Here is a 25,088-nt window from a genome sequence, read left to right as displayed (position 1 = left end):
TGTGTTTGTTGGAAATCGGCCCGCGCCACGCGGGTCTCACCCCCTTCCCCCAACGCTCCCTGTGCCGCTCTGTCCGGGCTGCGCGGTCGGGACGGCGGCCGGGGGGGACGCGAGGCGTGAATTTGGGCTGTACGTCGCGCACCGGACGCGGGGCGGCGCCACGGGCCGGACCGCCGCTCCGGCCGGCCGGGCGTTCCTCCTGGGGCGCGGGTTCGGAGCGAGGCGCGAATCTCGATGGCACGTTGGGCATCGGACGGGGACCGCGCGCGGGGCGGGTGCTCGGGCGTTCGGGTTCGCCGACCGGCTTGGCCCTGGGCAGCGGCGGCGCGACGACGCGCTCGCGCACCGCGAACTGGAGGTTGGAGGCCGCCTTGCCCCCGCCCGGCTTGCCGAGCACGGTGCGGAAGGTGACCAGATCGTGCTGGCGGATCTCGTCGACATCGCCGGCGGGCAGGTCGCCGAGATGGAAGGGGCCGTAGCGGGTGCGAATCAGGCGGCTGACCTGGAGGCCGAGATGCTCGAGCACGCGGCGCACCTCGCGGTTCTTGCCTTCGGTCAGCGTCATCTCGATCCACAGGTTCGCGCCGGTGCGCCGCTCGATATTGGCGTTGATCGATCCGTAGCGGACGCCCTCGATCTCGATGCCGAGCATCAGGTCTTCGAGCTGGGCCTGGCTCACCTGGCCATAGGCGCGGGCGCGATAGCTGCGCTCGACGCCGACCGAGGGGAGCTCGAGCTGGCGCTTGAGTTCGCCGTCGGTGGTGAGGAGCAGCAGCCCCTCGGTGTTCAGGTCGAGCCGGCCCACCGGCATGACGCGCGGCAGGCCGCTGGGCATGCGATCGTAGATGGTCGGGCGGCCGGTGAAATCGCGCTCGGCGGTGAGGAAGCCCGAGGGCTTGTGGTAGCGGAACAGCCGCGCCGGAGCGGGCGCCTGGACCGGCTGGCCGTCGACGGTGACGCCGTGGAGCGAGGGCAGCACGGTGGCCGGCGTATCGAGCACCTTGCCGTCCAGCGCGACGCGGCCGTCGATGATCATCCGCTCGATCTCGCGGCGCGACGCGATTCCTGCACGGGCGAGCAGTTTGGCGATGCGCTGCAGGGCAGCTTCGGGTTTTGGGGGCTTGGAGGCGGGCACTGCGGCGATATAGCGATTATGACGGGTTGGGCAAAAATTATTGCGGCGCTGAAAGGGGTTTCGCGCGTTAGGCGTTGGCGAAGCGATCGGGCATGGGTGCGTAACGAATGTTGTTCGGCAGGCGTAAGCGACGGATAGAGAGGCTGCTGATCGTCGAGGACGAGCCGCTGGTCGCGTTCGATACCGAGCATTTCCTGATCGGCGAAGGCTTCGCGATCGTGGCGACGGTGGATTCGGTGGCGGCTGCGGTGCGCGCGATGGAGGGCGGCGGCGGGATCGACCTGGTGCTGGTGGATATCGACCTGGCCGACGGCAACGGCATCGAGGTGGCGCGCGCGGCGCAGGGCCGGGGGATCGCGGTGCTGTTCGTGACCGGCAACTGCCCGGTCGATGCGCAGGCGCTGGCGGCGGGCTGCCTTACCAAGCCCTATCAGCAGCGCGACCTGTTCGTGGCGATCCGGGCGATCGAGGCCGTGATCGAAGGCGGCAAGGTGCCGCGGCGGCTGCCCGACAGCTTCAGCCTGTTCGGGACGGCGGGCTGACGCTCAGCGCCAGAGCAGCGCGAGAACCACGCCGAGCCACGAGAAGACCGACGCGGCGACCGAAAGCCGTGCCACGACCTCCAGCACGGGGGTGGGCCGATGCGGCAGGGCACGGGCGGAAGCGCGAGAGGACATGTCGAACTCCTATCGATGACTTGGACATATCGTAGGGCGCGATTCCTTAACCGTGGCGATACCGGTTCCGTGCGCGGACACGGCTCGTCTCAGCCCAGCCTCGCTTCGACGGCATCGTGGAAATGGCGGATGCCGAGTTCGAGCGTGCCGAGCGTGACCCGGTCCAGCGCGCCCGATGCCAGGCCCTGCTGCCCCAGCTCGCAGGCGCGGAAATCCTCGGAAGCGAAGACGCCGCCGTCGAGCAGCTCCCAGCTCTTCTCCCAATGGGCGAGCGCCTTTTCGGTGGCGGGGGCTTCGGGGATCAGCATGAAATCCTCGACCAGCACTTCGTCCACCGCCTGGGGCATCAGCACCATCAGGTTGATGTAATCGGGGCTGACCACCAGCACGGTGCCGGGGAACATCTGATAGGTGTAGGTGATCGCCGCGCGCAGCGTCGCCCAGTCGCTGGAGGACAGCGCGGCCAGCGCCGCGTCGCGGCCTACGGCGGAGCGCTGGTGCGGGCCGATCGCGTCGGCGGTGGAGACGCCGTCCTTGAAGAAGGGCGCGATCGTGCCGGCATGGAGGCGCTGGATGTGATAGCCCTCCAGGAAGGCGTCCATGATGAGCTTCCAGTTCGCCTTCACCCGGTGTGTGCGGTGGCGGAAGCTGTGCTGGCCGGCGAGATCGAAAGCGGCGAAATCGCGGGCCAGCGTGTCGGCTTCGGCGAAATCGGCGGTGCCGTCGAAGGCGAACCAGATCAGGCCGCCGGCTTCGTGGGTGGGCAGGCGCTTGAGGCCGTGGGCGGACTTGTCGAGGCCGGGGAAGGTATCGGGGCGCGGCAGCCCGGCGAGGCGGCCGTCCAGCGTGTAGGTCCAGGCATGATAGGGGCAGACCAGGCGCAGGCCGTGGACCGCCGCGCATCCCTCGACCAGCCGGGTGCCGCGATGGCGGCAGACGTTCAGGAACACATGCGCCTCGCCCTGCCTGTCGCGGGTGATCAGCAGCGGCTTGCCGAAGCCGTCGTGCGGGATCGCCATGTTGGGCTCCGGCAGGAGCGCCGAAGGGGCGATGACCAGCGGCGTCCGGGCGAAGATGCGCGCCTGCTCGGCGGCGAAGCGTTCGGGGCTGGTATAGGCGCTCGCATCGACATGGGCGACCGCGCCCTCGCCCCGCATACCGCCCGTGGCGAGCTTGCGCGCCAGGGCGAGTTGCCCATCGGTCGGCAGACTGGCGTTCATGATCCTCTCCCTCTGGCCTTCCGGCCATTTTCGGCTAGTTTCAGCCCGAAAGGCCCTGGGGACAAGACGATAATGCAAGGACAATCCAGGCCCGCAGGGCTCTACCTGGCCGCGCAAGCCGCGCTGCTGGTGGCCCTGGGGCTGCTCGCGCTGCCGTGGATGACGGTCGCGTTTCCGGGCGGCGCGCCCCTGGCCGTGCGCGGTGTGGACATCGCGCTCGGCTGGACCTCGGGTACCGCGACGCTGAGCCCGTCGATGACGTTCAACCTGGGGCTGCTGGTGATCCTGGCGACGCTGGTGCTGAGCTTCGCCTGGCGGCGCAGCGGCGGGGCGAGCCTGATGGTGGGAGGAAGCGCGGTGGGGGCGGTGCTGCTGCTGCTGGCGGTGCTGTTCGCGCTGTTCTCGCCGCCGAAAGCGCTGTCCGCGCTCAGCTTCACGCCTGCGATCGGGCTGTGGCTCGGGCTGGCCGCGCTGGTCGCGGCATTCCTGGCCGGGCGCGCGGCGGCGCCGGCGGACTGGCGCGCCGACCTGCCCGAGGGTGTGCGACCCTATTTCGAGAACGGGCCTTTGGCCTCCTTCGCGCTCGGCCTGTCCTCGGGCTTTCCCTTCGCGATGATCGGCGCGACGCTGACCAGCCGGCTGGCGCAGGACGGGATCACCAAATCGACGATCACCGCGTTCACGCTGGCGATCCTGGTCTACAACTTCAAATTCCTGTGGGCGTGGATCGTGGACGGCGTCCGCATTCCGCTGCACGGCGCGCTCGGGCAGCGCGTCTCGTGGCTGATCGTCGCGGGCGTGCTGGTCGTCGCCGCAGTCTGGAACCTGGCGCTGACCGATCCGGACCCGGCCAATATCATGCCGACGGTGATCGCCGCCGTGCTCGTCGGCATCGCCGGCGCGACCTATGACATCGTCATCGACGGCTACCGGATCGAGATATTGGAGCCGCAGCAACTGGGTTACGGCTCGGGCATGTCGCAATATGGCTGGCGGATCGGATCCGCCGGAGCCGGCGCGGTGGCGCTGGTGGTCGCGGCGCGGTTCGGCTGGGAAGCGGCCTATATGGCCTGCGCGCTGTTCGCGCTGCCGGCGATCATTGCCGGACTCGTCATCGGCGAGCCGACGCGCCACCGCGCGCCTGCCGAGCGCAAGGGGCTGGGCACCGTGGCCAAGTCGATCTGGGGCCCGTTCGCGCAGTTTTTCGCGCGCGAGGGTGCGCTGATCGTGCTGCTGTTCATCCTCGTCCACAAGATCGGCGACACGCTGGCAAACCTCACCTTCCGGCTGCTGTTCGACGACCTCGGCTTCACCAACGACGAGATCGCCTTTTACGACGTGTCGCTCGGCTTCTTCGCGTACATGATCGGCGTGTTCATCGGCGGCGTGCTCTATGCGCGCATGGGCATGAAGCGTTCGGTGATGCTGAGCCTGGTGCTGATGGCGGTATCGAACCTCAGCTTCGCGGGGCTGGCCGCGGCGGGGCATTCCAACCTGGGCATGGCGGCGTCGATCGGCTTCGAGAATATCGCCAGCGGCTTCGGCGGCGTGGTGGTGATCGCCTATTTCTCGGCGCTGACCGATCTGCGCTTCACCGCCGCGCAATATGCCCTGATCTCGGCGGGGGCGAGCATCGTCGGCCGCTTCGTCACCGGCACGACCGCAGGCAGCCTGATCGAGGCGATGGGCTATGTGAACTTCTACCTGCTGACCACCGTGATCGCGGTGCCGGGCGTGCTGATCTATTGGTGGATGATGCATACCGGGCTGGTCGACCGCTCGATCGGCACCGCCGGCACGGTGGGCGAGGGGGATGCGCGCGAGGAGGAGCCAAAGGCATGATCGCCTATGGCGTCGTCATCGCGATCCAGGTGCTGTGCATCGTCCATCTGATGCGCAACGGGCGCAATCCGCTGTGGCTGACGGCGCTGATCTTCCTGCCGATGGTCTCCGCGCTTGCCTATCTGGTCGTCGAGATATTGCCGGGGATGGGGAGCAACCGCCATGTCCGTGCCGTGCGGGCGCAGGCGGTGGCGACGCTCGATCCCGAGCGCGAGGTGCGCGCGGCACGTGATGCGCTGGACCTTGCCGATACCGCCGCCAACCGGCTGCGGCTCGCCGATGCCCTTGCGGCGCTGGGCCGGCATGGCGAGGCATTGCCCTATTATCGCGAAGCGTTGCGGATGACGCCGGGCGAGCCCGATGCGCGGACCCAGATGAAGCTGGCGTCGTCGCTCTATGCGGCCGGGCAAGGGGCAGAGGCGCTGGCGCTGGTCGACGCGATCCCCGAGCCGATCGGGCAGAGCGACAAGGATCGCCGGGGGCTGCTGCGCGCCAAGATATTCGAGCATCTGGGGCGGACGGACGAGGCGCTGGCACTCTATGCCGATATCGTCACCCGCCTGCCGGGCGAGGAGGCGCGGTGCCGCTACGCCGCGCTGCTGATCGACCAGGGCCGCGAGCGCCAGGCGATGACGGTGCTGGAGGAAGTCGAGAGCCGGATGAAACGGCTCGACCGCCAGCAGCGCGCGGCGGATGCCGACATGTATCGCTGGGCGGGCGAGACGCTGGGCCGGCTGCGCGCGCAGGGGCTAGTCGCCGAGCGGTAGCGCCATGTCGGCAAAGGCGTTCGCCAGCGCGTGGGCGGTGGGCAGGACGCCGGTGGCGTCGCGGATGCCGAGCACATCGGCCAGCAGCACCTGCGCGGCATGGGGATTGGTGCCGACGCGGGCGACGACCTGAAGCAGCGCCGCCTCCGACGCGGTCATGCGCGGGCAGCACCAGGGCGCGATCTGGATCGGCCCCGAGGCGATCGCCGACATCTCCTGCATCAGCGCGCGCAGCAGCAGGAGCGGGCGCTGGAAGCCCTTGCCGAACGCCACCACGAAAGCGTGGGCGGTGCAGGCATCGTGCAGGCCGTGCGCGCCCAGCTGGCGGATGCCGAACAGCAACAGGCGCGCGCCGGAATCCTCGGGCTGGAGCTCGGGCAGGGCGGTGGTGAGGGCATTGGTGACGGACATGAACGCGACTCTCCCTGGCAATGACGGGAGTGTTCCGCATTTCGCTATTAATAGTCAATCGCAATAAGACAGATCGATTCCGCCTTCAGTCGGGCAGCTCGCGATTGGCTTCGAGCACAGTTCCAGCGAGGTAGAGCGAGCCCAGGATCAGCACGATCGGCGGGGGGCCGGCCTGTTGCGCGATGGCCGCCAGGGCTTGGGGGACATCGCTCGCGGGTGTCGCTTGGGAGATGCCGAGCGCCTGCGCTGCCTGGGCCAGGCTGGCCGGGCTGTGGTGCTCATGGCCGGGGACCGGGACGGCGTGCAGTCCGGCGGCGAGCGGTGCGAAGGGGGCGAGCAAGCCCTGCGCGTCCTTGTTGGCGAGCATGCCGAGGACGAGCTGGACGGGGCGCCCCTGCGCGACCTGGGCGAGCGTGGCGCTCACCGCTTCGGCGGCGGCGGGATTGTGGCCGCCGTCGAGCCAGATCTCGCTTCCTTGCGGGAGGAGACCGAGCAACGGACCCGGCGAGAGCCTCTGCATCCGCGCGGGCCAGCGGGCGGTACGCGCGGCATCGGCGAAGGCGGATTGCGGGAGGGCGAGGACGCTCTGGTGGCGGAGCATCGCGGTGGCGAGCGCGAGGTTGCCGGGCTGGTGCGGGCCGGCCAGCAGGGGGAGGGGGAGATCGAGGCTGCCTTGCGCGTCCTCGTAGCGGATCTTGCCGTCGCGGATCGCGTAGCGCCAAGCACTGCCCTCGGCCTGGAGCGTCGCGCCGGCGCGGGCGGCGGCATCGGCGACGATCCGGGCGATGGCGGTGGGATAGGCCATCGTCACCAGCGGCACGCCGGGCTTGGCGATGCCGGCCTTCTCGGCGGCGATCGCCTCGGCGGTGTCGCCCAGGAAGGACTGGTGATCGATGCCGAGCTGGGCGATGCCGGTGGCGGCGGGCTTCTGGACGACGTTGGTGGCATCGAGGCGCCCGCCCAGGCCGACCTCGACGATGCAGGCATCCGCCGGGGTGCGCGCGAAGGCGAGGAAGGCGGCGGCGGTGGTGACTTCGAAGAAGCTGGCGCCGATATCGCCGCCGGCGTCGAGCACTTCCTCCAGCAGCGGTGCCAGCTCGGCATCTTCGATCAGCTTGCCGGCCAGGCGGATGCGCTCGTTGAAGCGGACGAGATGCGGGCTGGAATAGACATGCGTCCTGAGGCCGGCGGCCTCGATCGCGGCGCGCAGGAAGGCACAGGTGGAACCCTTGCCGTTGGTGCCGGCGACATGGAGCACAGGCGGCAGGCGGAGATGCGGATCGCCGATACGGGCGAGCAGCGCGGTGATCCGCTCCAGGCCGAGGATATCGGCCCCGGGGGAGAGCGCGGTCAGGCGGTCGAGCTGGCGCTGGACCGCAGGATCGGAGGAGGAGGCGTGATCGGCCATCGAGACAATCCAGCCCCTCCCTTTCAAGGGAGGGGAAAGGGGTGGGTCAAGCGGCGGCCGAGGCTCGATGCCTCGACCGACGCTGTACGAGCGAGGATGAGTCTCTTGCGCGCGCCGGCGCGCGCACCCACCCCCAACCCCTCCCTTGAAAGGGAGGGGCTAAACTTGCCTCACGCCGCCTTCTTCGCTTCGCACAGCAGCCCGATGAGCTGGCCGAGCGTCTCGCGCAGTTCCTTGCGGTGCGTGACCATGTCGACCAGGCCGTGCTCGCGATAATATTCCGAGGTCTGGAAATCGTCGGGCAGTTTTTCGCGAATGGTGTTCTCGATCACGCGGCGGCCGGTGAAGGCGAGGGTCGCGCGCGGCTCGGCGATCTGGACGTCGCCCAGCATCGCATAGGCCGCCATCACGCCGCCCGAGGTGGGGTCGGTCAGCACGACGATATAGGGCAGGCCCGCATCGTGGAGCATTTCGATCGCGACGGTGGTGCGCGGCATCTGCATCAGGCTCAGGATGCCCTCCTGCATGCGCGCGCCACCCGAGGCAGTGAAGACGATATAGGGCACGCGGGCGGCGATTGCGGCCTCGACGCCGGCGATGAACGCCTCGCCCACCGCCTGGCCCATCGATCCGCCCATGAAGGCGAAATCCTGGACCCCCACCACGGCCTTGTGGCCAAGGATGGTGCCGCTCGCGTTCAGGAAGGCATCGGGCTCGCCGGTCGCGGCGCGCGCCGCCTTGAGCCGTGCCGGATAGGGCTTCTGGTCGCGGAACTTGAGCGGATCGTCGACCACGCGGGGGCTGGTCAGGACGGTGTGGCTACCCTCATCGAACAGATATTGGAAGCGTAGCGACGGACCGATCCGCTCGTGATGCTCGCAATGCGGACAGACATAGAGATTGTCCTCCAGCTCCTTGATGAACACCATCTGCCCGCAGCCCTTGCACTTGTGCCAGAGCGTATCGGGAGAGGCGCCGCCCTTGGTGGTGACATAGGCGAGCGCGTTGCGGACGCGGCTGATCCAGCTCATCGGACTTCCTTGCGTGCGACGGCGAGCGCCGCGGATAGGGATTGGATATAGGCGCGGACGGCGGCGGGCGCATCGGTGCCGTGCCGGCCGACCAACTCGACGATCGCCGAGCCCACCACGACGCCATCGGCGACGCGGCCGATCGCGGCGGCCTGTTCGGGGGTGCGGACGCCGAAGCCGACCGCGACGGGGAGGTCGGTCGCGGCCTTCAGATGCGCGACGGCGTCCTCGATCGAGGACTGCGCGGCCTGTTGCAGCCCGGTGATGCCGGCGACCGAGACATAATAGAGGAAGCCCGAGGCGCCTTCGAGCACGGCGGGGAGCCGGGCTTTGTCGGTGGTCGGGGTGGCGAGGCGGATGACGCTGAGGCCGTGCTCGCCGAAGGGGGCGAGCGTGTCGGCCTCCTCGGGCGGGATATCGACGCAGATGATGCCGTCGACGCCCGCCTGCCCCGCCTTGGCAGCGAACTCGGCGGGGGTGGGGCGCGTCATCGTGTTGGCATAGCCCATCAGCACGAGCGGCACGTTCGGGTGACGCCGGCGGAAGGCGGCGGCGATGGCGAGCACATCGGCGGTGCGCGTGCCCGCGGCCAGGCTGCGCAGGTTGGCGGCCTGGATCGCGGGGCCGTCGGCCATCGGATCGGTGAAGGGCATGCCGAGCTCGATCACATCGGCGCCGCCGGAGACCAGGGCGTCGAGAACTTCGGCGGTGGGGCCATCGCCGGCGGTGACGAAGGTGACGAGCGCGGCGCGATCGGCCGGGAAAGCGGTGGAGAGACGGGTCATCATATAAGCCCCTCCCTTTCAAGGGAGGGGATGGGGGTGGGTGCGAGACGCGTAGCGGCTCGCTCGGCGCATAGCGCCGACCGGGGCATCGAGCCCCGCTCGCCGCTACCCCACCCCTTGCCCCTCCCCTGAAGGGGAGGGGTTTGATCCAAAGTGCTCACAGCTCGAACCCCAGCGCTTCCGCCACCGTGAAGATGTCCTTGTCGCCGCGGCCGGAGACGTTGACGATAATGATCTGGTCGTCGCCCATTTCCCGGGCCTTGGACTCGAGAGCTGCGAGCGCGTGTGAGGATTCCAGCGCCGGGATGATGCCTTCGAGCTTGCAACAGAGCTGGAAAGCGTCGAGCGCCTGCTGGTCGGTGATCGGCGCATAGTCCACGCGGCCGCTCTCGTGGAGCCAGCTATGCTCGGGGCCGATGCCGGGATAATCGAGCCCCGCCGAGATCGAATGCGCCTCGGTGATCTGGCCGTCCTCGTCCTGAAGCAGATAGGTGCGGTTGCCGTGCAGGATGCCGGGGCCGCCACCGGTCAGGCTCGCGGCGTGCTTGCCCGTCTCGATGCCATGGCCCGCCGCCTCGATGCCGAGCATCGCCACGCCCGCATCGTCGAGGAAGGGGTGGAAAAGCCCGATCGCGTTCGATCCGCCGCCCACCGGTGCGATCAGCAGGTCGGGAAGGCGGCCCTCCGCCTTCAGGATCTGCGCGCGGGCCTCGATGCCGATCACCGACTGGAAGTCGCGGACCAGCTCCGGATAGGGGTGCGGGCCGGCGGCGGTGCCGATGATGTAGAAAGTGTCGTGGACGTTCGCGACCCAATCGCGCAGCGCCTCGTTCATCGCGTCCTTGAGCGTCTCCGCGCCCGACGTGACCGGGGTCACTTCGGCGCCGAGCAGCTTCATGCGGAAGACGTTGGGCTTCTGCCGCTCGACATCCTTGGCGCCCATGAAGATCGTGCAGGGCAGGCCGAAGCGCGCCGCGACCGTGGCAGTGGCGACGCCGTGCTGGCCGGCGCCGGTCTCGGCGATGATCCGCGTCTTGCCCATGCGGCGGGCGAGCAGGATCTGGCCGACGCAGTTGTTGATCTTGTGCGCGCCGGTGTGGTTCAGCTCCTCGCGCTTGAAATAGATCCTCGCGCCCATGCCGGCGGGTGCGCCCTGCCGGTAATGCTCGGTCAGCCGCTCGGCGAAATAGAGCGGACTCGGGCGGCCGACATAATGTTCGAGCAAGTCGTCGAACTCGGCCTTGAAGGCGGGATCGGCCTTGGCCGCGCGATATTCGCGCTCCAGGTCGAGGATCAGCGGCATCAGCGTCTCGGCGACGAAACGTCCGCCGAACTGGCCGAAATGCCCCCGCTCATCTGGCTGGGCGCGATAGGAATTGGGTGCGTTCATAACGAGGCAACCGCCTTAAGGAATGCGGCGATCTTGTCCACATCCTTGACGCCCGGCGCGCTTTCCACGCCCGAAGAGACATCGACCAGCGAGGCGCCGGTGACGCGGATCGCCTCGGCGACGTTGGCGGGATCGAGGCCGCCCGAGAGTGCCCAGGGAAGCGTGTGGCGATGCGATTGGAGCAGCGTCCAGTCGAAGCGCAGGCCCATGCCGCCGGGAAGCGCGGCATTGTCCGGCGTCCTGGCGTCGAACAGGATGCGATCCGCGGCGCCGATGAAGGGCGTGGCGGCGGCGAGATCGGCGCTGGTCTTGACGGCCACCGCGACCCACACCGGAATGCGTGAGCGGATGGCCGCTGCGCGTTCGGGCGTGACCTTGTGGAGCTGGACCGCGTCGAGGCCGGTGGCGATCGCGGCGTTCAACATCGCCTCGTCGGGATCGACGAACACGCCGACCTTGGTGACATGGGACGGGACATGGCTGGCCAGCGCCCGCGCCTGATCGAAGCCGATATTGCGCGGCGAGGGTGGGAAGAAGACGAACCCGACATGGCTCGCACCGCCGGCGACGGCGGCATCCAGCGTTTCGGGCGTCGAAAGGCCGCAGATCTTGGCGGTGACGGGCATCAGCCGAGATCCTTGACCAGCACATCCATGAACAGCGGCGGATCGAGCGGGACCGGGAAGTCGCGCTTCTCGCCCGACACCACATAGCCGCGGCGTTCGTAGAAGGCGATCAGCGGCGTACGGCGGTCGATCACGGTCATTTCCATCCTCCGCGCGCCGAAGGCTTCGCGGGCGATATCCTCGGCGGCGGACAGGAGCTGCTTGCCGAGTCCGCCCGTCTGCAGCGTCGGATCGACGCAGAGCAGGCCGAGATAGGCGAGCTCGTCGCCCTTGTCGCTCACCTGAACGCAGCCGATCGGGCGCCCCTCCGCCTCGGCGAGCAGCAGCCGCTGGGCGGAATCGGCGACGATTCCCGCAAGCGCGGCGAGATCGGTGCGCGGCTCCTCCAGGATCAGATCGGCCTCATGCGTCCAGCCCTGCCGCGCGGTCTCGCCGCGATAGGCGCGTTCGATCACCGGATGAAGCGCGGGCAGATCGTCGCGGGTGGCGATGCGGATCGTGGCGATGTCGGGCATGGCCGCGCTCTCTCCGATGCCGGGCCGGCTTTGGCAAGGGCTCAGGCGGCGTCGCGCCCGTCGAACGCCGCGCGTGACGCCTCGATCCGATCGAGATTGCGCGCCGCCCATACCCAGACGCCGCAGAACGCCTCGCTCAGGCTGTCGCCCAGATCGGTGAGGCGATATTCGACGCGCGGCGGGATGACCGGATGGACGGTGCGGATCAGCAGCCCGTCGCGCTCCATCTGGCGCACCGTCTGGGTGAGCATCTTCTGGCTGATCCCCTCGCACAGCGCGCGCAGCTTCGAGAAGCGCAGCTCGCCATGTTCGGTGAGCACTTCGAGCACGATCATCGTCCATTTGTCGGCGACGCGGCCGATGGTCTCGGTGACCAGCGCCTCGACGCGCGGATCGAGATCGGTGGGATAATCGTGGACGATATGCATGATCGGTTTCCAAAAGGTGCGTATGAATATATCGGGTGCCTACTCCCCAACGGATACCATGCTACCCTATTTGCCGTCCAGAAGCTGACCCAAGGAGCAGAACCATGGAAATGACGGGCAACACCATTCTCATCACCGGCGGCGGATCGGGCATCGGCAAGGGCCTGGCCGAAGCGCTGCACGCGCTGGGCAACCAGGTGATCATCGCCGGTCGCCGCGCCGATGCGTTGCAGCAAGTCGCCGCCGCCAATCCGGGCATGGCGATCGCGACGCTCGACGTGGGCGACGCGGCGGACATCGCGCGCTTCGCCGCTTCGGTGGTCGAGACCCATCCTGCGCTCAATGCGATCCTCCACAATGCCGGGATCATGCGCGCGGAGACGCTGGTCGACGGCACCTATCTGGACGATGCCGAGGCGACGATCGCCACCAACCTGCTGGGGCCGATCCGACTCAACGCGGCGCTGCTGCCGCATCTGCTGAAGCAGCCGCGCGCGGCGGTGATGACGGTTTCGTCGGGCCTCGCCTTCGTGCCGCTGACGATGACGCCGACCTATTCGGCGACGAAGGCGGCGATCCACAGCTACAGCCAGTCGCTGCGCCACCAGCTTCGCGAGACGAACGTGGACGTGATCGAGATCGCGCCGCCGGCCGTCGCCACCACGCTGATGCCGGGGCAGGACCAGGATCCGCGCTCGATGCCGCTCGCCGACTATATCCGCGAGGCGGTCGAGCTGCTGGGCAAGGGCGAGAAGGAAGTGCTGGTCGAGCGCGTCAAGTTCCTGCGCTTCGCCGAGGCGCGCGGCGATTACGACGCGGTGTTCGCGGCGATCAACGGCTAGGACGGATCGACATTTAACGCTCCCCTCCCCGCAAGGGAGGGGAATCTAAAGCGGCGGGCTTCCTTAAAGCGTCGCCTCGATCGCACGCGCGGCCTGGTCGGGGTCTTCGGCCTGGGTGATCGGGCGGCCGACCACCAGGATCGAGGCGCCGGCGTCGATCGCGGCGCGCGGCGTGACGACGCGCTTCTGGTCGCCGGCATGGCCGTTGGCCGGGCGGACGCCGGGGACGACGAAGAAACCCTGCGGCCAGAGCGCCTTTGCCGAGGCGACTTCCTCACCCGAGCAGACGATGCCGTCGACGCCGGCGGATTTGGCGAGCTCGGCCAGGCGCATCACCTGCTCGTGCGGATCGGGCACCAGGCCGATCGAGACGAGATCGCGGTCGTCCAGGCTGGTGAGCATCGTCACCGCGACGACCTTGGTACCGGCGGGCGCCGCAGCCTTGGCATCCTCCAGCATCGCGCGACCGCCGGCGGCGTGGACGGTGAGGATCGCCGGCTCCAGCGGCCGCAGCGCCTGCACCGCCTTGGCGACGGTGTTGGGAATGTCGTGGAACTTGAGGTCGAGGAAGATCGGCAGGCCGATCTCGGCCATTTCGTGGACGCCGTGACGGCCATTGGCCATGAAGAATTCGAGACCCAGCTTGATCCCGCCGACATGGTGGTGGACCCGCCGGGCGAGCGTCTTGGCCAGCGCCAGATCGGGCGTGTCGAGCGCGACGAAGATCCGCGAGCTCATGGCTGCGCCTCCCCGATCAGCGGCGGGGCGGCCGGAGCATCGCCGGAGATCGCTTCCCAGGAAGGGTTGGCGGCGGGTGGATTGACCGCGCGGAGATCGGCAAGCGCGCGCTCGAGCCCGGCGAAGCGCTGCCGCATCCGCCAGCGCATCGTCTGATAGGCGACCAGCGAGGGCAGGAAGCCGGCGAGGAAGACGAGGATCACCAGCAGCGGCAGGCTGAAATCGGCGATCAGGCCGCCCCAGAGGCGGATATTCACCCGCTCGTCGCCATTGTAGATCACGAACCCGGCGACCAGACCGCCGAGCAGGAGCCAGAACAGCACCTTCAAAAACCGCATTCCGCTCCCTTCCTTGCCTTGGACGGCTCGACTCTAAGCTGCCGGGCCGCGCTTTGCCAGCCTCACCCGATTTCCGCGCGCAGTTCGCGGAACAGGCCGGGGATCGCCTGGAGGCGCGGCTCCTCCTCGTCGAGGATCGCATGGAAGGCGCGGCGCTTGATGGCGGCGACGCGTTCGTCGGGGATGCGGCTGTCGAGGGGCAGGGTGGAGAGCACGATGTCGATCAGCCGCTCGGCGCCGTGGAGACGGCCCCAGAGATAGTCGTTCTCGCGATAGGCGCGGCTGAAGAAGGCGCCGAAGCTGTTGAACTGGATGCCCTTCAGCGTCGTCTCCGCGCCGCCCTTGCGGATCGAGCAGGCATCGTCGGGAGCGATGCGATCGACGCGGATCGGATCGAACTCGTCCATGCCCTCGCCCTGGAGCAGCGGCAGCGTCGCGATGTCGAAGAAGGGGAAGCCGAGATGCGCGAGCAGCATCGGGCGCCGCAGCTCCTTCGACAGCGCGCTGAACCCATCGGACAGGCGCGCATCGGTGACACCGTCGAGATGCTTCAGCGCCATGCGTTCGGCGAGGACGTCGAGGATCGGGCCGGCATCGTCGGTCATGGTGCGAATCTGGTCGCGCAGATCGGTGAAGGTGTCGGAGCGGTTGAGCTCGAGATAGGCGGCGAGCGATTCGTAGATCGCCTCGCGCATCGGCATCAGCTCGGCATGCGAGCTGGGCAGGTCGATCTCGGTGAGGCGCCGGGCGAGCAGCCGCAGCCGGCGGATGCGGAAGCCGAGATCGTGGCTGCGCAGGAATTCGAGCGTCTGGGGCGAGGCGCCGCTGGAGAGCGTCGCCCCGAAGCGGTCCGCGCCGCGCGACTGGACCGCATGCGCCACCGCCTCGCGGACCTCGCGCAGCCGCTCGGGGCTGTGGCGATCGCCGATGGTGTGGAGGAGCTGGGCGATGCGATCGATCGCGCCGTCGACCTTGAGCAGGCCATAGGCGGTATGGCCGTAGCCGGCCTTGGCTGCGGCGGCGACCTGGGAGCGGCGGCGCCAGGTGGCGATGCGCTTGGGGGTCGGATAGTCGAGCCAGAGGGTATAGCCGAACAGCGCCTCGACCTGGGTTTCGACCTCGGCACGGATCTCGGCGACAATCGCCAGCATCCGCTCGATCCGGTCCGAGCGGCGGGCGAGCAGCTCCAGATTGTCGCGGATCGGCTGCTCGCGGGGAAGCTCGGACAGCGCGCCGATGATCGTGGCGAAGAAGCCCGGCTGTTCCTGCGGACGCCCATAGAAATCGAAGCGCATGTCGGGCGAGGGATCGATGAAGACGAAGCGGCGATCGACCTGGCGGCGGGCGGGGCGCTCGCGCAGGGCCTCCATCGCCGGGCGAAAGGGCGCGTTGGCGAGGACCGAACCGTCGATCAGCACGGCCTTCTGGGCGCGGTTGTCGGCCCATTGCTGGGGCAGGACATGCTCCAGGAAGGCGTCGCGGCCGGGCCATGCCTCGCCGCGCTCGACGAGCAGCTCGTCCATCTCGGCGACGGTGAGCGGCGGAAAGGCGCCGGGGAAGCTCGACGTGGCGCGGGCGGCGAAGGCCAGCTCGGCCGGATGCGCGAAATCGCTGTCCTCCAGCCCGTGATCGGTGAAGGCGAAGACCAGGCGATGCTCGGTCTCGATCACCTGGGGCGGCGAATTGAGGCGCAGCGCCTCGGGATGGCCGCGGAAATCGGTGACGGTGACGAACAGGTCGAGCGGCTGCCCGGCGGGCAGCAGGCGGCGATCGACCGGCCCCTTCGCCATCGCGTCGAAGGCGTTCATCAGCGTATTGAGCAGCCGCTTGCCGCCGAACGGGGGCTCGAACCAGCGCGAGCGGACGAAGCGCTCCAGCTTGTGGCGCACCTCGGCACGGGCGCCGGCCTCCACCGTCTCGTGGATCGTCTTCGAGCGATTGGCGACCATCCAGGCGATCGGCGTCGCCCAGATCTTGGCGAAGCGGTGCGCCGGCGCCTGGCGCGGTTCCAGCAGCGCCTCGACATCGGCGTGCTGCATCCACAGGTCGGTCAGCGGGTCGAGCGACTGGCCGGTGGCGATCGCCTGGGCCAGGAACACCGCGTTGATCCCGCCCGCGCTGGCACCCGAGACGATGTCGACGAACACGCGCAGGTTGATGCCGGCGGTCTCGCGGATCTCCTCCAGCAGCTCGCGATAGACGCCGCCGGGCCCCTCGCCCTCGCGCGCCGCGCAGCTTGCGCGGGCCAGCCGCCATATCTCCTTGGTGATGCCGTGCATGTAGACGGCCAGGCTGATGCCGCCATAGCAGACGAGCGCGAGGCGCAGTTCCTTGTCGCGGACCTGGGTCAACGCGGCGCGACCGTGGCCCAGATCGGCAGGTGATCCGACGCGGTGCGGGAGGACAGCGTCTCATGGACCCCGGCGCCGGTGATCCTCAGATCGGGCGAGGCCATGATCCGATCGAGCCGCGCGACGGGGCGGCGGGCGTGGAAGCTCTTGCCGGTCTCCGCGAACTGATAGTGCGCGGCGAAATCGCGCAGGCACCCCGATTGGACGCTCCACTCGTTGAGGTCGCCCATCATCACCGTGGGGTATTGATGCGTGCTGGCCGCGACATGGGCGAGGATCGCATGCGCCTGGCGGCGGCGCCACAGGCCGGAAAGATCGAGATGCATGCCGACGATGCGTATCACCTGGCCGTCGATGCGGACATCGGCCATCACCGCGCCGCGCGGCTCCAGCGCGGGCAGGTGGATCGCCTCGCTGTCGAGCACCTGGGCATCGCGGCGGACGAGGATCGCATTGCCGTGCCAGCCCATCGATCGCGCGCGCGCGCCGAACGGGATCGCCTTCCAGGGGCTGTGCTCGGCGAGCAGATGGCCGGCGAGCACCGCCTCGCGCGTGCCGAAGCGGCGATCCGCCTCCTGGAGCGCAATGATATCGGCATCGATCTCGGACAGAACCTGGAGCGTCCGCTCGGGCCGGCGGCGCCGATCGGTGCCGATCGACTTGCGCATATTGTAGCTGGCGACCTTTATCATCGGCGCCTCTTATCGCGGGGGCATGGGGCTGGGAGCAAGGGGGCGACTCAGCGTCCGCCCGCCTCCAGCAGGCGGCGCGGGGCGGCAAGCTCCCAGCTTCGGGCGATACGGTCGCCCACATGCGCCCAGTCGGTATCGGGCCGGCCGATCGCGAGGCCGACCCAGCCGCGGCCGAAATAGGCGACGCGCGAATAGAGATCGGGCGCCGCCTCGATCAGCGCCAGATCCTCCTCGTCGGCGGTCTTGACCGCGACGATGGTGCGGCCGTCGCCATGGTGATCGTGGCGGAACTGGGCGAACATGGCGCCGGCGACGAAGAAGGTCGGCTGGCCGTGGGAAAGCTTCTCGCTGGTCTCGGGCAGGTCGAGGGCGAGCGCGCGGACTTGGTCCAGCGCGGCATCGGGTTCGGCGCTCAGCGTGTCAGCCATGCTGCTACTACCCTCGGGTAGAGCCGATGTTCCTCCGCCAGCACGCGCGCGGCAAGGGTTTCCGGCGTATCGCCGGGCAGGATCTCGACCGGGGCCTGGCCGAGCACCTCGCCGCCGTCCAGCTCCTCGGTGACGATATGGACCGAGGTGCCGCCATGGCTGTCGCCCGCCTCGATCGCGCGCTTATGGGTGTCGAGGCCCTTGTGCCGGGGCAGCAGCGAGGGGTGGATGTTGACGATCCGGCCGCGCCACTTGGCGACGAAATCGTCGGAAAGCAGGCGCATATAGCCGGCGAGGGCGATCGCCTCGACGCCCGCCTTGCGGAGCGCCGCATCGATGGCCGCTTCATATTCGGGCTTGGAGATGCCGCGCGGCGAATGGGCGAAGACCGGCACGCCCTGCTCGCGCGCCCAGGCAAGGCCCGGGGCTTCGGGCTTGTCGCTGGCGACGAGGGCGACTTCATACGGGCAATCGGCGGCATGCGACGCTTCGACCAACGCCGCCATGTTCGAGCCCCGGCCCGAGATGAGGATTCCGAGCTTCTTCTTCACGTGTTCCCCTTCCGCTTGCGGGAGGGGTTAGGGGAGAGGCTGTCGGGTGCAAGGAACAAGCCCTCCGCCGACCCCTCCCGCAAGCGGAAGGGGAGAAGATCAGCCATTATGCGAAGCGCTCCAATCCGAACGCGCGCTCCAGGTCTCGGCGGGGCCGAAAACGGTGCAGCCACGCTCGCCCGACTCGATCGTGCCGATGCGATGGACCGTCTCGCCGGCGGCAGTGAGCTCCGCCGCCACGGCATCCGCATCGGCGGCGGAAACCACCGCGATCATGCCGATACCGCAGTTGAAGGTGCGCGCCATCTCCTCGGGCTCGATATTCCCCTGGGCCTGGAGGAACGCCATCAGGCGCGGGAGCGGCCAGGCGGCGGCGTCGATGCGGGCGTGGCAATCCCTGGGCAGCACGCGCGGCACATTTTCCAGCAGGCCGCCGCCGGTGATGTGGGCGAGACCGTGGATCGCGCCCTTGCGGACCTGCGGGAGCAGGCTCTTCACATAGATGCGCGTCGGCGCCATCAGCGCGTCGATCAGGATCACGTCCTGATCGAACACCGCCGGGCGATCGAGCTTCCAGCCCTTGTCGGCGGCGAGTCGGCGGACCAGCGAGAAGCCGTTGGAATGGACGCCCGTGGAGGCGAGGCCGAGGATCACGTCGCCCGGACGGATCGCGCTGCCGTCGAGCAGCTGGGTCCGCTCGACCGCGCCGACGCAGAAGCCGGCGAGGTCATAGTCGCCGGCGGCATACATGCCGGGCATCTCCGCCGTCTCGCCGCCGATCAGCGCGCAGCCGGCCTGGCGGCAGCCCTCGGCGATCGAGGCGATGACGCGCTCGGCGACGGCGTTGTCCAGCTTTCCGCTGGCGTAATAGTCGAGGAAGAACAACGGCTCGGCGCCCTGGACGATCAGATCGTTGGCGCACATCGCGACCAGGTCGATGCCGACGCCGTCATGCGCGTTCGCATCGATCGCGAGCTTGAGCTTGGTGCCGACGCCGTCGTTCGCGGCGACCAGCAGCGGATCGGTGAAACCCGCCGCCTTCAGGTCGAAGATGCCGCCGAATCCACCCAGATCGGCGTCCGCGCCCGGGCGCCGGGTGGCGCGGGCAAGCGGGCCGATCGCGCGCACCAGCGCATTTCCGGCCGCAATCGAAACGCCCGCCTGGGCATAGGTATAGGGGCCTTGGCCCGGTTCGTTCTCGCTCATGGAAAAAGCGCCTAGCCACAACGCGCTTGGATTTCCACGCCCGGTTCGTCAAAAGGGCCATCGCATGCAGCTTCGCCGCCCATTCCTCGCCATCGCCATCGCATCCACGCTCGCCCTGGGCGGTGTGGCCGCCGTGATGGCGCAGGCGCCCGGCAACGGCATCAGCGCGGTGCCGATCGACGCCTCCGGCAGCTTCGAGGTTTCGGGCATCGCCGTCGATGTGAGCGGCAAGGATGCGGATACCGCGCGGCTCGGCGGCTGGCGGATCGCCCAGCGCAAGGGCTGGGACATGCTGGCCAAGCGATTGACCGGCAAGGGATCGAGCCTTTCCGATTCGACGCTCGATTCGCTCGTCACCGGCATCGTCGTCGAGCGCGAGCAGATCGGGCCGACTCGCTATATCGCCAAGCTGGGCGTGCTCTTCGATCGCGGGCGGGCCGGGCAGATGCTAGGCGTCTCGATCGCCGTCACCCATTCGCCGCCGATGCTGCTGGTGCCGCTGCAATTCTCGGGCGGGACGGGGCAGGTATATGAGCGCGAGACCGCCTGGGCGCGCGCCTGGAACCGCTTCCGCGCCGCGGGCAGCTCGATCGACTATGTGCGGCTGCGCGGCACGGGCCCCGATTCGCTGCTCGTCAATGCCGGGCAGACGCTGCGGCGCGGGCGCAACTGGTGGCGCACCGTGCTCGACCAATATGGCGCTTCGGACGTGCTGGTCGCCGAAGTGCAGCTTCGCCGCGACTATCCGGGCGGGCCGATCGTCGGCATCTTCTCGGCGAGCCACGGTCCTGATCGGCGCCCGGTGACCAGCTTCGCGCTGCGCGTCGACAATGGCGACGCGATCGACACGCTGCTCGACACCGGCATCCAGCGCATGGACGAGGCCTATCAGAAGGCGCTGGCGAGCGGGGCGCTGCGCACCGACCCGCTGCTGGCGACTCGGCCGCCTTCGGCCCAGGCCGTGGAAGAGACCGCGACCGAGGAAGAGGCCCCCATGCCGACTCCCAGCGCCGAGGCCGCCACGACCACCAGCCTGACCGTGCAGGTGGAAACGCCGACCGCGGCGTCGCTCACCGCGTCCGAGGCGGCGATGCGTGGGCTTCCAGGCGTGCGCTCGGCGAACACGACCAGCCTCGCGCTGGGCGGCATATCGGTGATGCACGTGTCCTATGACGGATCACAGGCCGCCCTGCGTTCGGCGCTGGAGGCACGCGGATGGAGCGTGCAGGAGGGGCCGGGTGTCCTGCGCATCCGCAGAGGAGGCGCCGCGACGCCCAGCGCGCCGCCTTCGCCCCAGGTCACGGCGACGCCCCGGGCCGGCCCCACGCCCCGGGCAACGGCGACACCCCGGGGCCAATGAACCAGCTACGCCTGCCACTCGGCCTGCCCGAGGCGAGCGAGACGGAGTTCCTGGTCGGCGAATCAAACCTGCGCGCGGTCCAACAGCTCGAACGCTGGGCGACCTGGCCGGTGATGGCGGCCCTGCTCGTCGGTCCTCGCAAGTCCGGGCGGAGCCTGCTCGCGCGGATCTTCGCGGCCAAGACCGGCGCGACGATCATCGACGATGCCGAGCGCGTGAAGGAGGCGGACATCTTCCACGCCTGGAACCGCGCCCAATCGGAGCGCCACCCGCTGCTGATCGTCGCCGATGCCGCGCCGCCCGCATGGGACGTGAAGCTGCCCGACCTGCGCTCGCGACTCGCAGCTTCGCCGCTGCTGGAGATCGGGCCGCCCGACGATGTGCTGATCCCGCAATTGCTGGAGCGTGCATTCGAGCGGCATCTGCTGCATGCCAAGCCCGATGTGATCGCCTGGATCGCCAAACGGGTGGAGCGCAGCCATGTCGCGATCCTGCGCGTTGCCGATGCGCTGGAGGTGGAGGGACAGCGCTTGTCCATTCCGGTGGTGCGCGCCACATTGGAGGCTGCAAGCCTTTTGACGCAATCCGGCGCTAGCGAGAACGAATGACCAAGGCTGCCACCACCCAACGAACCCCGCAGGATCTGCCGCGCACCGCGCCGGCGGATGCCCGAAAGCGCTTCTTCAACCGCGAGCTCTCCTGGCTCGCCTTCAACCGCCGGGTGATGGAGGAGGCGCTCAATCCCGCCCATCCGCTGCTCGAGCGGCTGCGCTTCCTGTCGATCTCGGGAAGCAATTTCGACGAATTCTTCATGGTCCGCGTGGCGGGGCTGATGGGGCAGCAGCTCCAGGATATCGAGGCGCATTCGGCCGACGGCCTGACCCCGGCCCAGCAGCTCGCGGCGATCTCGGCCGAGGCGGAGATACTGGCGGACAGCCAGCAGGCCGTGTGGATCGACATCCGCGCCGAGCTGGCCGAGACGGGCATCACCGTGCTGGAGGCGGATGGAATCGACGGTGAGACCGAAGTCTGGCTTGCCGATCATTTCCGCGAGCAGATCTTCCCGATCCTCACGCCCCAGGCGCTCGATCCGGCGCACCCGTTCCCGTTCATCCCCAACCAGGGATCGAGCGTGATCTTCGATCTCGTCCGCCGTTCGGACCATGAGCCGATTCGCGAGCTCGTGCTGCTGCCGACGACGATGAAGCGCTTCGTCCGGCTGCCGGGCGATCCGGCGCGCTATGTGACGGTGGAGACGCTCATCAAGCATTTCTCGCCGGTGCTGTTCCCCGGATACGACGTGCTGGGCGCGGCGGCATTCCGGGTGCTGCGCGACAGCGATATCGAGATCGAGGAAGAGGCCGAGGATCTGGTCATGACCTTCCGCTCCGCGATCAAGCGGCGGCGGCGGGGCAGGGTGATCCGCCTCGAGATGGAGGACGGCATCGCGCCCGAGCTGGAGGCGGTGCTGAAGGAGGAGCTGGGCGGCAGCGAGGCGCTGCTGACCGAGACCGGTGGCTTCCTGGGCGTCGGCGACCTGGCGACGCTGGTCGAGGAGGATCGGCCGGACCTGAAATTCTCGCCCTATTCGGCGCGCTTTCCCGAGCGGATCCGCGAATATGGCGGCGATTGCTTCGCGGCGATCCGCGCCAAGGACATCGTCGTCCACCATCCCTATGAGAGCTTCGACGTCGTGCTCTCGTTCCTGGGCCAGGCGGCGGCGGACCCGGACGTGGTCGCGATCAAGCAGACGCTCTATCGCGCCGGCAAGCAGCCCGCCGTCATCAACGCGCTGATCGCCGCGGCCGAGGCCGGCAAGTCGGTGACCGCCGTCGTGGAGCTCAAGGCGCGGTTCGACGAGGAGCAGAACCTCTATTGGGCGACCGCGCTGGAGCGTGCGGGCGTGCAGGTCGTATATGGCTTCATCGACTGGAAGACCCATGCCAAGGTCTCGATGGTCGTGCGGCGCGAGGGCAATGCCTTCCGCACCTACTGCCATTTCGGCACGGGCAATTATCACCCGATCACCGCGCGCATCTATACCGACCTCAGCTTCTTCACCGCCGATCCGCGGATCGGGCGCGATGCGGCGCAGATCTTCAACTACGTCACCGGCTATGTCGAGCCGCACGGGCTGGAGCTGCTCGGCATCTCCCCGCGCGACCTGCGCAACCGGCTGGTCGACCTGATCGACGAGGAGATCGCCCATGCCCAGGCGGGGCGGCCGGGCGCGATCTGGGCCAAGATGAACTCGGTGGTCGATCCCGCGATCATCGAGAAGCTGTATGAAGCGAGCAATGCGGGCGTGCAGATCGACCTCATCATCCGCGGCATCTGCTGCCTGCGGCCCGGCGTGCCGGGCATGTCGGAGAATATCCGGGTGAAGTCGATCGTCGGGCGTTTCCTGGAGCATAGCCGCATCTGGGCGTTCGGCGGCGGCAAGGCATTGCCGAACGACGGCGCCAAGCTGTTCATCTCCTCGGCCGACTGGATGCCGCGCAATTTCGATCGCCGCGTCGAGTTCATGCTGCCGATCCTCAACAAGACGGTGCACGATCAGGTGCTCGACCAGGTGCTGGTCGCCAATCTGCTCGACAACGAGCAGAGCTGGAGCCTCCAGAGCGACGGCCAATATGACCGCATCGAGCCGAGCGAGGAGGGCTCGTTCAACCTGCACCGCTATTTCATGACCAATCCCTCGCTCTCCGGCCGGGGCGCGGCGCTCGAATCGCGCAGGCCGGTGCCGAAACTTTCGCTCAGGCGGCGTCGTTCCCCGACCAGGGAGAATTGAAGGCGGTGGCCACGTTGCTTTTTCGCAAACCCCGCCAGGAGCGCGTATCGGCGAACGCGCGCGTCGCGATCATCGATATCGGGTCCAATTCGGTGCGCCTGGTCGTCTATGAAGGGGCGGCGCGGCTGCCGTCGATCCTGTTCAACGAAAAGGTGCTGGCCGGCCTGGGCAAGGGGCTGGGCGAGACGGGAACGATCGACGCGGCGAGCCTGGCGATGGCGCGATCGGCGCTGGCACGCTTCGCGCTGCTGGCGGGCGAGATGCAGGTGAGCGAGCTGCGCACGGTGGCGACGGCGGCGGTGCGCGACGCGGCCAATGGCGGCGATCTGATCGCCGCCGCCGAGGCGCTGGGGCTCGACGTGGAGTTGCTGTCGGGCGAGGAGGAGGCGACCGCTTCGGGCATGGGGGTGCTCTCCGGCATTCCCGATGCCGACGGGATCGTGGGCGATCTGGGCGGCGGATCGCTGGAGCTGGTGCGCGTGGTGGCGGGCACCGTCACCGATCGCGTGTCGTTCCCGCTCGGGGTGCTGCGGCTCGACGCGATCCGTGCCCAGGGCAAGGGCGCGCTCGATCGCCAGGTCGCCAGGCTGATCGACGAGGCCGGCTGGAAGGGGCGGGGCAAGGATCTGCCCTTCTATCTGGTCGGCGGATCGTGGCGCTCGCTCGCCAAGCTCGACATGCACCTGTCGGACTATCCGCTGCCGATCGTCCACCAATATCCGCTCTCGCTCGATCGCATCGCCGAGCTGGGGCGCACGCTGGGGCTGATCTCGAAATCCGATCTCAAGGCGATTCCCGACCTGTCGAGCGCGCGGGTGCCGACGCTGGGCAACGCGACCGCGGTACTGGGCTGCATGCTCAAGCATCTGGGCAGCAGCGGAACCGTCGTCTCGGCCTATGGCCTGCGCGAAGGGCTGTTGTTCCAGCGCCTGTCGATCCAGGAGCGCCAGGAGGATCCGCTGATCGTCGCCGCGCGCGAGGAGGGCCAGCGGCTCGGGCGCTTCGCCGAGCATGGCGACCTGCTCGATGCCTGGGTGGCGCCGCTGTTCGAAGACGATGCGGCCGATCTCGCCCGGCTGCGCCACGCCGCCTGCCTGCTCGCCGATGTCGGTTGGCGGGCGAACCCGGAATTCCGGGCGGAGCGCGGCATGGAGATCGGGCTGCACGGCAATTGGGTAGGGATCGACTCGATCGGCCGGGCGATCGTCGCGCAGGCGCTGTTCACCTCGCTCGGCGGCACGGCCGAGACGCCCGAGCCGCTCGGCCGGCTCGCAGGCCCCGAAGTGCTGCACCGCGCCAAGCTGTGGGGACTGGCGATGCGGCTCGGCCAGCGGCTGAGCGGCGGCGTCGCGGCGCCGCTCCGGCGATCGCATGTGCGGCTGGATGCGGACGAGCTGGCGCTGTGCCTGGAGAGCATCGATGAGCCGCTCTATGGCGAGGCAGTGGAGAAGCGCCACCGCGCGCTGGCCGCCGCCTTTGCCAAGACGCCGGTGCTGGAGGCTTAGGGACGATATGCCCGCCGGCAAACGGTAAACCCGTCGTCACCCCGGCCGAAG

Annotated in this window: 26 protein-coding genes; 8 read left to right on the top strand and 18 right to left on the bottom strand. The window is 68.8% G+C overall.

Features of this window, described 5'->3' with window-relative positions:
• On the bottom strand, positions 1-1,135 hold a 1,135-nt coding region (locus tag HB724_RS20535), incomplete at its 3' end, for a pseudouridine synthase (protein WP_346344741.1).
• A gap of 107 nt (positions 1,136-1,242) precedes the next feature.
• On the opposite strand from HB724_RS20535, the gene HB724_RS15460 reads away from it, so the two are divergent.
• Complete coding sequence (locus HB724_RS15460; RefSeq protein ID WP_213981836.1) at positions 1,243-1,677, top strand: response regulator; 435 nt, start codon at positions 1,243-1,245, stop codon at positions 1,675-1,677.
• Between the two features lie 3 nt (positions 1,678-1,680).
• Here HB724_RS15460 and HB724_RS20530 read toward each other — a convergent pair whose 3' ends face one another.
• Together HB724_RS20530 and HB724_RS15455 are read right to left on the bottom strand one after the other, a co-directional pair.
• Positions 1,681-1,812 carry a hypothetical protein gene (locus HB724_RS20530; RefSeq protein ID WP_256731549.1) on the bottom strand — a complete coding sequence of 44 codons (132 nt, stop codon included), beginning with the start codon at positions 1,810-1,812 and terminating at the stop codon, positions 1,681-1,683.
• 89 nt (positions 1,813-1,901) lie between these two features.
• Complete coding sequence (locus HB724_RS15455) at positions 1,902-3,032, bottom strand: SRPBCC family protein (RefSeq protein WP_213981835.1); 1,131 nt, start codon at positions 3,030-3,032, stop codon at positions 1,902-1,904.
• A 486-nt stretch (positions 3,033-3,518) separates the two neighbouring features.
• On the opposite strand from HB724_RS15455, the gene HB724_RS15450 reads away from it, so the two are divergent.
• Entirely contained in the window at positions 3,519-4,874 is a 1,356-nt protein-coding gene (locus HB724_RS15450) for an MFS transporter (RefSeq protein WP_256731550.1), read from the top strand.
• Complete coding sequence (locus tag HB724_RS15445; protein WP_213981834.1) at positions 4,871-5,641, top strand: tetratricopeptide repeat protein; 771 nt, start codon at positions 4,871-4,873, stop codon at positions 5,639-5,641. Before HB724_RS15450 ends, HB724_RS15445 begins: the two co-directional genes overlap by 4 nt.
• Here the strand turns inward: HB724_RS15445 and HB724_RS15440 are convergent.
• The 8 genes from HB724_RS15440 to HB724_RS15405 all read right to left on the bottom strand — a co-directional run bounded on the left by HB724_RS15440 (position 5,624) and on the right by HB724_RS15405 (position 12,235).
• Entirely contained in the window at positions 5,624-6,052 is a 429-nt protein-coding gene (locus HB724_RS15440) for a DUF6628 family protein (protein ID WP_213981833.1), read from the bottom strand. The genes HB724_RS15445 and HB724_RS15440 overlap by 18 nt on opposite strands.
• An 85-nt stretch (positions 6,053-6,137) precedes the next feature.
• Positions 6,138-7,460, bottom strand: a complete 1,323-nt coding sequence (locus HB724_RS15435) for a folylpolyglutamate synthase/dihydrofolate synthase family protein (RefSeq protein WP_213981832.1) — start codon at positions 7,458-7,460, stop codon at positions 6,138-6,140.
• 170 nt (positions 7,461-7,630) lie between these two features.
• On the bottom strand, positions 7,631-8,491 hold the full coding sequence (gene accD, locus HB724_RS15430; RefSeq protein WP_213981831.1) for an acetyl-CoA carboxylase, carboxyltransferase subunit beta: 861 nt from the start codon (positions 8,489-8,491) through the stop codon (positions 7,631-7,633).
• On the bottom strand, positions 8,488-9,276 hold the full coding sequence (gene trpA, locus HB724_RS15425) for a tryptophan synthase subunit alpha (protein WP_213981840.1): 789 nt from the start codon (positions 9,274-9,276) through the stop codon (positions 8,488-8,490). The genes accD and trpA overlap by 4 nt, the downstream gene beginning before the upstream one ends.
• Before the next feature lie 157 nt (positions 9,277-9,433).
• Positions 9,434-10,666, bottom strand: a complete 1,233-nt coding sequence (gene trpB / locus HB724_RS15420; RefSeq protein WP_213981830.1) for a tryptophan synthase subunit beta — start codon at positions 10,664-10,666, stop codon at positions 9,434-9,436.
• Positions 10,663-11,292: a phosphoribosylanthranilate isomerase gene (locus HB724_RS15415; protein ID WP_213981829.1), complete on the bottom strand. Its 630-nt coding sequence runs from the start codon at positions 11,290-11,292 to the stop codon at positions 10,663-10,665. The genes trpB and HB724_RS15415 overlap by 4 nt, the downstream gene beginning before the upstream one ends.
• The gene (locus HB724_RS15410; protein WP_213981828.1) at positions 11,292-11,807 is read right to left on the bottom strand and encodes a GNAT family N-acetyltransferase; all 516 of its coding nucleotides are present in this window, start codon (positions 11,805-11,807) and stop codon (positions 11,292-11,294) included. Before HB724_RS15410 ends, HB724_RS15415 begins: the two co-directional genes overlap by 1 nt.
• 41 nt (positions 11,808-11,848) lie before the next feature.
• A complete protein-coding gene (locus HB724_RS15405) occupies positions 11,849-12,235 on the bottom strand; it encodes a helix-turn-helix domain-containing protein (RefSeq protein ID WP_213981827.1) in 387 nt (128 codons plus the stop codon).
• A gap of 104 nt (positions 12,236-12,339) precedes the next feature.
• On the opposite strand from HB724_RS15405, the gene HB724_RS15400 reads away from it, so the two are divergent.
• Complete coding sequence (locus tag HB724_RS15400) at positions 12,340-13,077, top strand: SDR family oxidoreductase (RefSeq protein WP_213981826.1); 738 nt, start codon at positions 12,340-12,342, stop codon at positions 13,075-13,077.
• Between the two features lie 63 nt (positions 13,078-13,140).
• Here the strand turns inward: HB724_RS15400 and pyrF are convergent, their stop codons facing one another.
• From pyrF to purM, 7 genes are all read right to left on the bottom strand, one after another.
• Positions 13,141-13,815, bottom strand: a complete 675-nt coding sequence (gene pyrF / locus HB724_RS15395) for an orotidine-5'-phosphate decarboxylase (RefSeq protein WP_213981825.1) — start codon at positions 13,813-13,815, stop codon at positions 13,141-13,143.
• Positions 13,812-14,153, bottom strand: a complete 342-nt coding sequence (locus HB724_RS15390) for a LapA family protein (RefSeq protein WP_213981824.1) — start codon at positions 14,151-14,153, stop codon at positions 13,812-13,814. Before HB724_RS15390 ends, pyrF begins: the two co-directional genes overlap by 4 nt.
• Before the next feature lie 62 nt (positions 14,154-14,215).
• A complete protein-coding gene (locus HB724_RS15385) occupies positions 14,216-16,504 on the bottom strand; it encodes a patatin-like protein (protein ID WP_213981823.1) in 2,289 nt (762 codons plus the stop codon).
• Positions 16,501-17,196 carry an endonuclease/exonuclease/phosphatase family protein gene (locus HB724_RS15380; RefSeq protein WP_213981822.1) on the bottom strand — a complete coding sequence of 232 codons (696 nt, stop codon included), beginning with the start codon at positions 17,194-17,196 and terminating at the stop codon, positions 16,501-16,503. Before HB724_RS15380 ends, HB724_RS15385 begins: the two co-directional genes overlap by 4 nt.
• A 47-nt stretch (positions 17,197-17,243) precedes the next feature.
• The gene (locus HB724_RS15375) at positions 17,244-17,624 is read right to left on the bottom strand and encodes an MmcQ/YjbR family DNA-binding protein (protein ID WP_256731548.1); all 381 of its coding nucleotides are present in this window, start codon (positions 17,622-17,624) and stop codon (positions 17,244-17,246) included.
• A complete protein-coding gene (gene purN / locus HB724_RS15370; RefSeq protein ID WP_213981838.1) occupies positions 17,609-18,130 on the bottom strand; it encodes a phosphoribosylglycinamide formyltransferase in 522 nt (173 codons plus the stop codon). The genes HB724_RS15375 and purN overlap by 16 nt, the downstream gene beginning before the upstream one ends.
• Before the next feature lie 144 nt (positions 18,131-18,274).
• The gene (gene purM, locus HB724_RS15365) at positions 18,275-19,381 is read right to left on the bottom strand and encodes a phosphoribosylformylglycinamidine cyclo-ligase (RefSeq protein ID WP_213981821.1); all 1,107 of its coding nucleotides are present in this window, start codon (positions 19,379-19,381) and stop codon (positions 18,275-18,277) included.
• A 64-nt stretch (positions 19,382-19,445) separates the two neighbouring features.
• On the opposite strand from purM, the gene HB724_RS15360 reads away from it, so the two are divergent.
• The 4 genes from HB724_RS15360 to HB724_RS15345 are packed head-to-tail and all read left to right on the top strand — an operon-like array spanning position 19,446 to position 25,037.
• Positions 19,446-20,741, top strand: coding sequence for a heavy-metal-associated domain-containing protein (locus HB724_RS15360; RefSeq protein WP_256731547.1), 1,296 nt, complete (start codon positions 19,446-19,448; stop codon positions 20,739-20,741).
• The gene (locus HB724_RS15355; protein WP_213981819.1) at positions 20,738-21,349 is read left to right on the top strand and encodes a DnaA/Hda family protein; all 612 of its coding nucleotides are present in this window, start codon (positions 20,738-20,740) and stop codon (positions 21,347-21,349) included. The genes HB724_RS15360 and HB724_RS15355 overlap by 4 nt, the downstream gene beginning before the upstream one ends.
• Positions 21,346-23,532 carry an RNA degradosome polyphosphate kinase gene (locus HB724_RS15350; RefSeq protein WP_213981818.1) on the top strand — a complete coding sequence of 729 codons (2,187 nt, stop codon included), beginning with the start codon at positions 21,346-21,348 and terminating at the stop codon, positions 23,530-23,532. Before HB724_RS15355 ends, HB724_RS15350 begins: the two co-directional genes overlap by 4 nt.
• A gap of 5 nt (positions 23,533-23,537) precedes the next feature.
• On the top strand, positions 23,538-25,037 hold the full coding sequence (locus HB724_RS15345; RefSeq protein WP_213981817.1) for a Ppx/GppA family phosphatase: 1,500 nt from the start codon (positions 23,538-23,540) through the stop codon (positions 25,035-25,037).
• The last annotated feature ends 51 nt before the right edge of the window (positions 25,038-25,088 follow it).

Origin of the sequence: Sphingomonas sp. dw_22, from assembly GCF_018449795.1 — a bacterium.
Taxonomy (GTDB): Bacteria; Pseudomonadota; Alphaproteobacteria; order Sphingomonadales; family Sphingomonadaceae; genus Sphingomonas.
This window is presented reverse-complemented; position numbering and strand designations above follow the sequence as displayed.

Bases quoted from the DNA above. Each gene is read 5' to 3' on its own strand.
- HB724_RS15460 (WP_213981836.1), top strand. From the start codon at position 1,243: ATGTTGTTCGGCAGGCGTAAGCGACGGATAGAGAGGCTGCTGATCGTC.
- HB724_RS20530 (WP_256731549.1), bottom strand. From the start codon at position 1,812: ATGTCCTCTCGCGCTTCCGCCCGTGCCCTGCCGCATCGGCCCACCCCC.
- HB724_RS15455 (WP_213981835.1), bottom strand. From the start codon at position 3,032: ATGAACGCCAGTCTGCCGACCGATGGGCAACTCGCCCTGGCGCGCAAG.
- HB724_RS15445 (WP_213981834.1), top strand. From the start codon at position 4,871: ATGATCGCCTATGGCGTCGTCATCGCGATCCAGGTGCTGTGCATCGTC.
- HB724_RS15440 (WP_213981833.1), bottom strand. From the start codon at position 6,052: ATGTCCGTCACCAATGCCCTCACCACCGCCCTGCCCGAGCTCCAGCCC.
- HB724_RS15435 (WP_213981832.1), bottom strand. From the start codon at position 7,460: ATGGCCGATCACGCCTCCTCCTCCGATCCTGCGGTCCAGCGCCAGCTC.
- accD (WP_213981831.1), bottom strand. From the start codon at position 8,491: ATGAGCTGGATCAGCCGCGTCCGCAACGCGCTCGCCTATGTCACCACC.
- trpA (WP_213981840.1), bottom strand. From the start codon at position 9,276: ATGACCCGTCTCTCCACCGCTTTCCCGGCCGATCGCGCCGCGCTCGTC.
- trpB (WP_213981830.1), bottom strand. From the start codon at position 10,666: ATGAACGCACCCAATTCCTATCGCGCCCAGCCAGATGAGCGGGGGCAT.
- HB724_RS15415 (WP_213981829.1), bottom strand. From the start codon at position 11,292: ATGCCCGTCACCGCCAAGATCTGCGGCCTTTCGACGCCCGAAACGCTG.
- HB724_RS15410 (WP_213981828.1), bottom strand. From the start codon at position 11,807: ATGCCCGACATCGCCACGATCCGCATCGCCACCCGCGACGATCTGCCC.
- HB724_RS15405 (WP_213981827.1), bottom strand. From the start codon at position 12,235: ATGCATATCGTCCACGATTATCCCACCGATCTCGATCCGCGCGTCGAG.
- HB724_RS15400 (WP_213981826.1), top strand. From the start codon at position 12,340: ATGGAAATGACGGGCAACACCATTCTCATCACCGGCGGCGGATCGGGC.
- pyrF (WP_213981825.1), bottom strand. From the start codon at position 13,815: ATGAGCTCGCGGATCTTCGTCGCGCTCGACACGCCCGATCTGGCGCTG.
- HB724_RS15390 (WP_213981824.1), bottom strand. From the start codon at position 14,153: ATGCGGTTTTTGAAGGTGCTGTTCTGGCTCCTGCTCGGCGGTCTGGTC.
- HB724_RS15380 (WP_213981822.1), bottom strand. From the start codon at position 17,196: ATGATAAAGGTCGCCAGCTACAATATGCGCAAGTCGATCGGCACCGAT.
- HB724_RS15375 (WP_256731548.1), bottom strand. From the start codon at position 17,624: ATGGCTGACACGCTGAGCGCCGAACCCGATGCCGCGCTGGACCAAGTC.
- purN (WP_213981838.1), bottom strand. From the start codon at position 18,130: ATGGCGGCGTTGGTCGAAGCGTCGCATGCCGCCGATTGCCCGTATGAA.
- purM (WP_213981821.1), bottom strand. From the start codon at position 19,381: ATGAGCGAGAACGAACCGGGCCAAGGCCCCTATACCTATGCCCAGGCG.
- HB724_RS15360 (WP_256731547.1), top strand. From the start codon at position 19,446: ATGCAGCTTCGCCGCCCATTCCTCGCCATCGCCATCGCATCCACGCTC.
- HB724_RS15355 (WP_213981819.1), top strand. From the start codon at position 20,738: ATGAACCAGCTACGCCTGCCACTCGGCCTGCCCGAGGCGAGCGAGACG.
- HB724_RS15350 (WP_213981818.1), top strand. From the start codon at position 21,346: ATGACCAAGGCTGCCACCACCCAACGAACCCCGCAGGATCTGCCGCGC.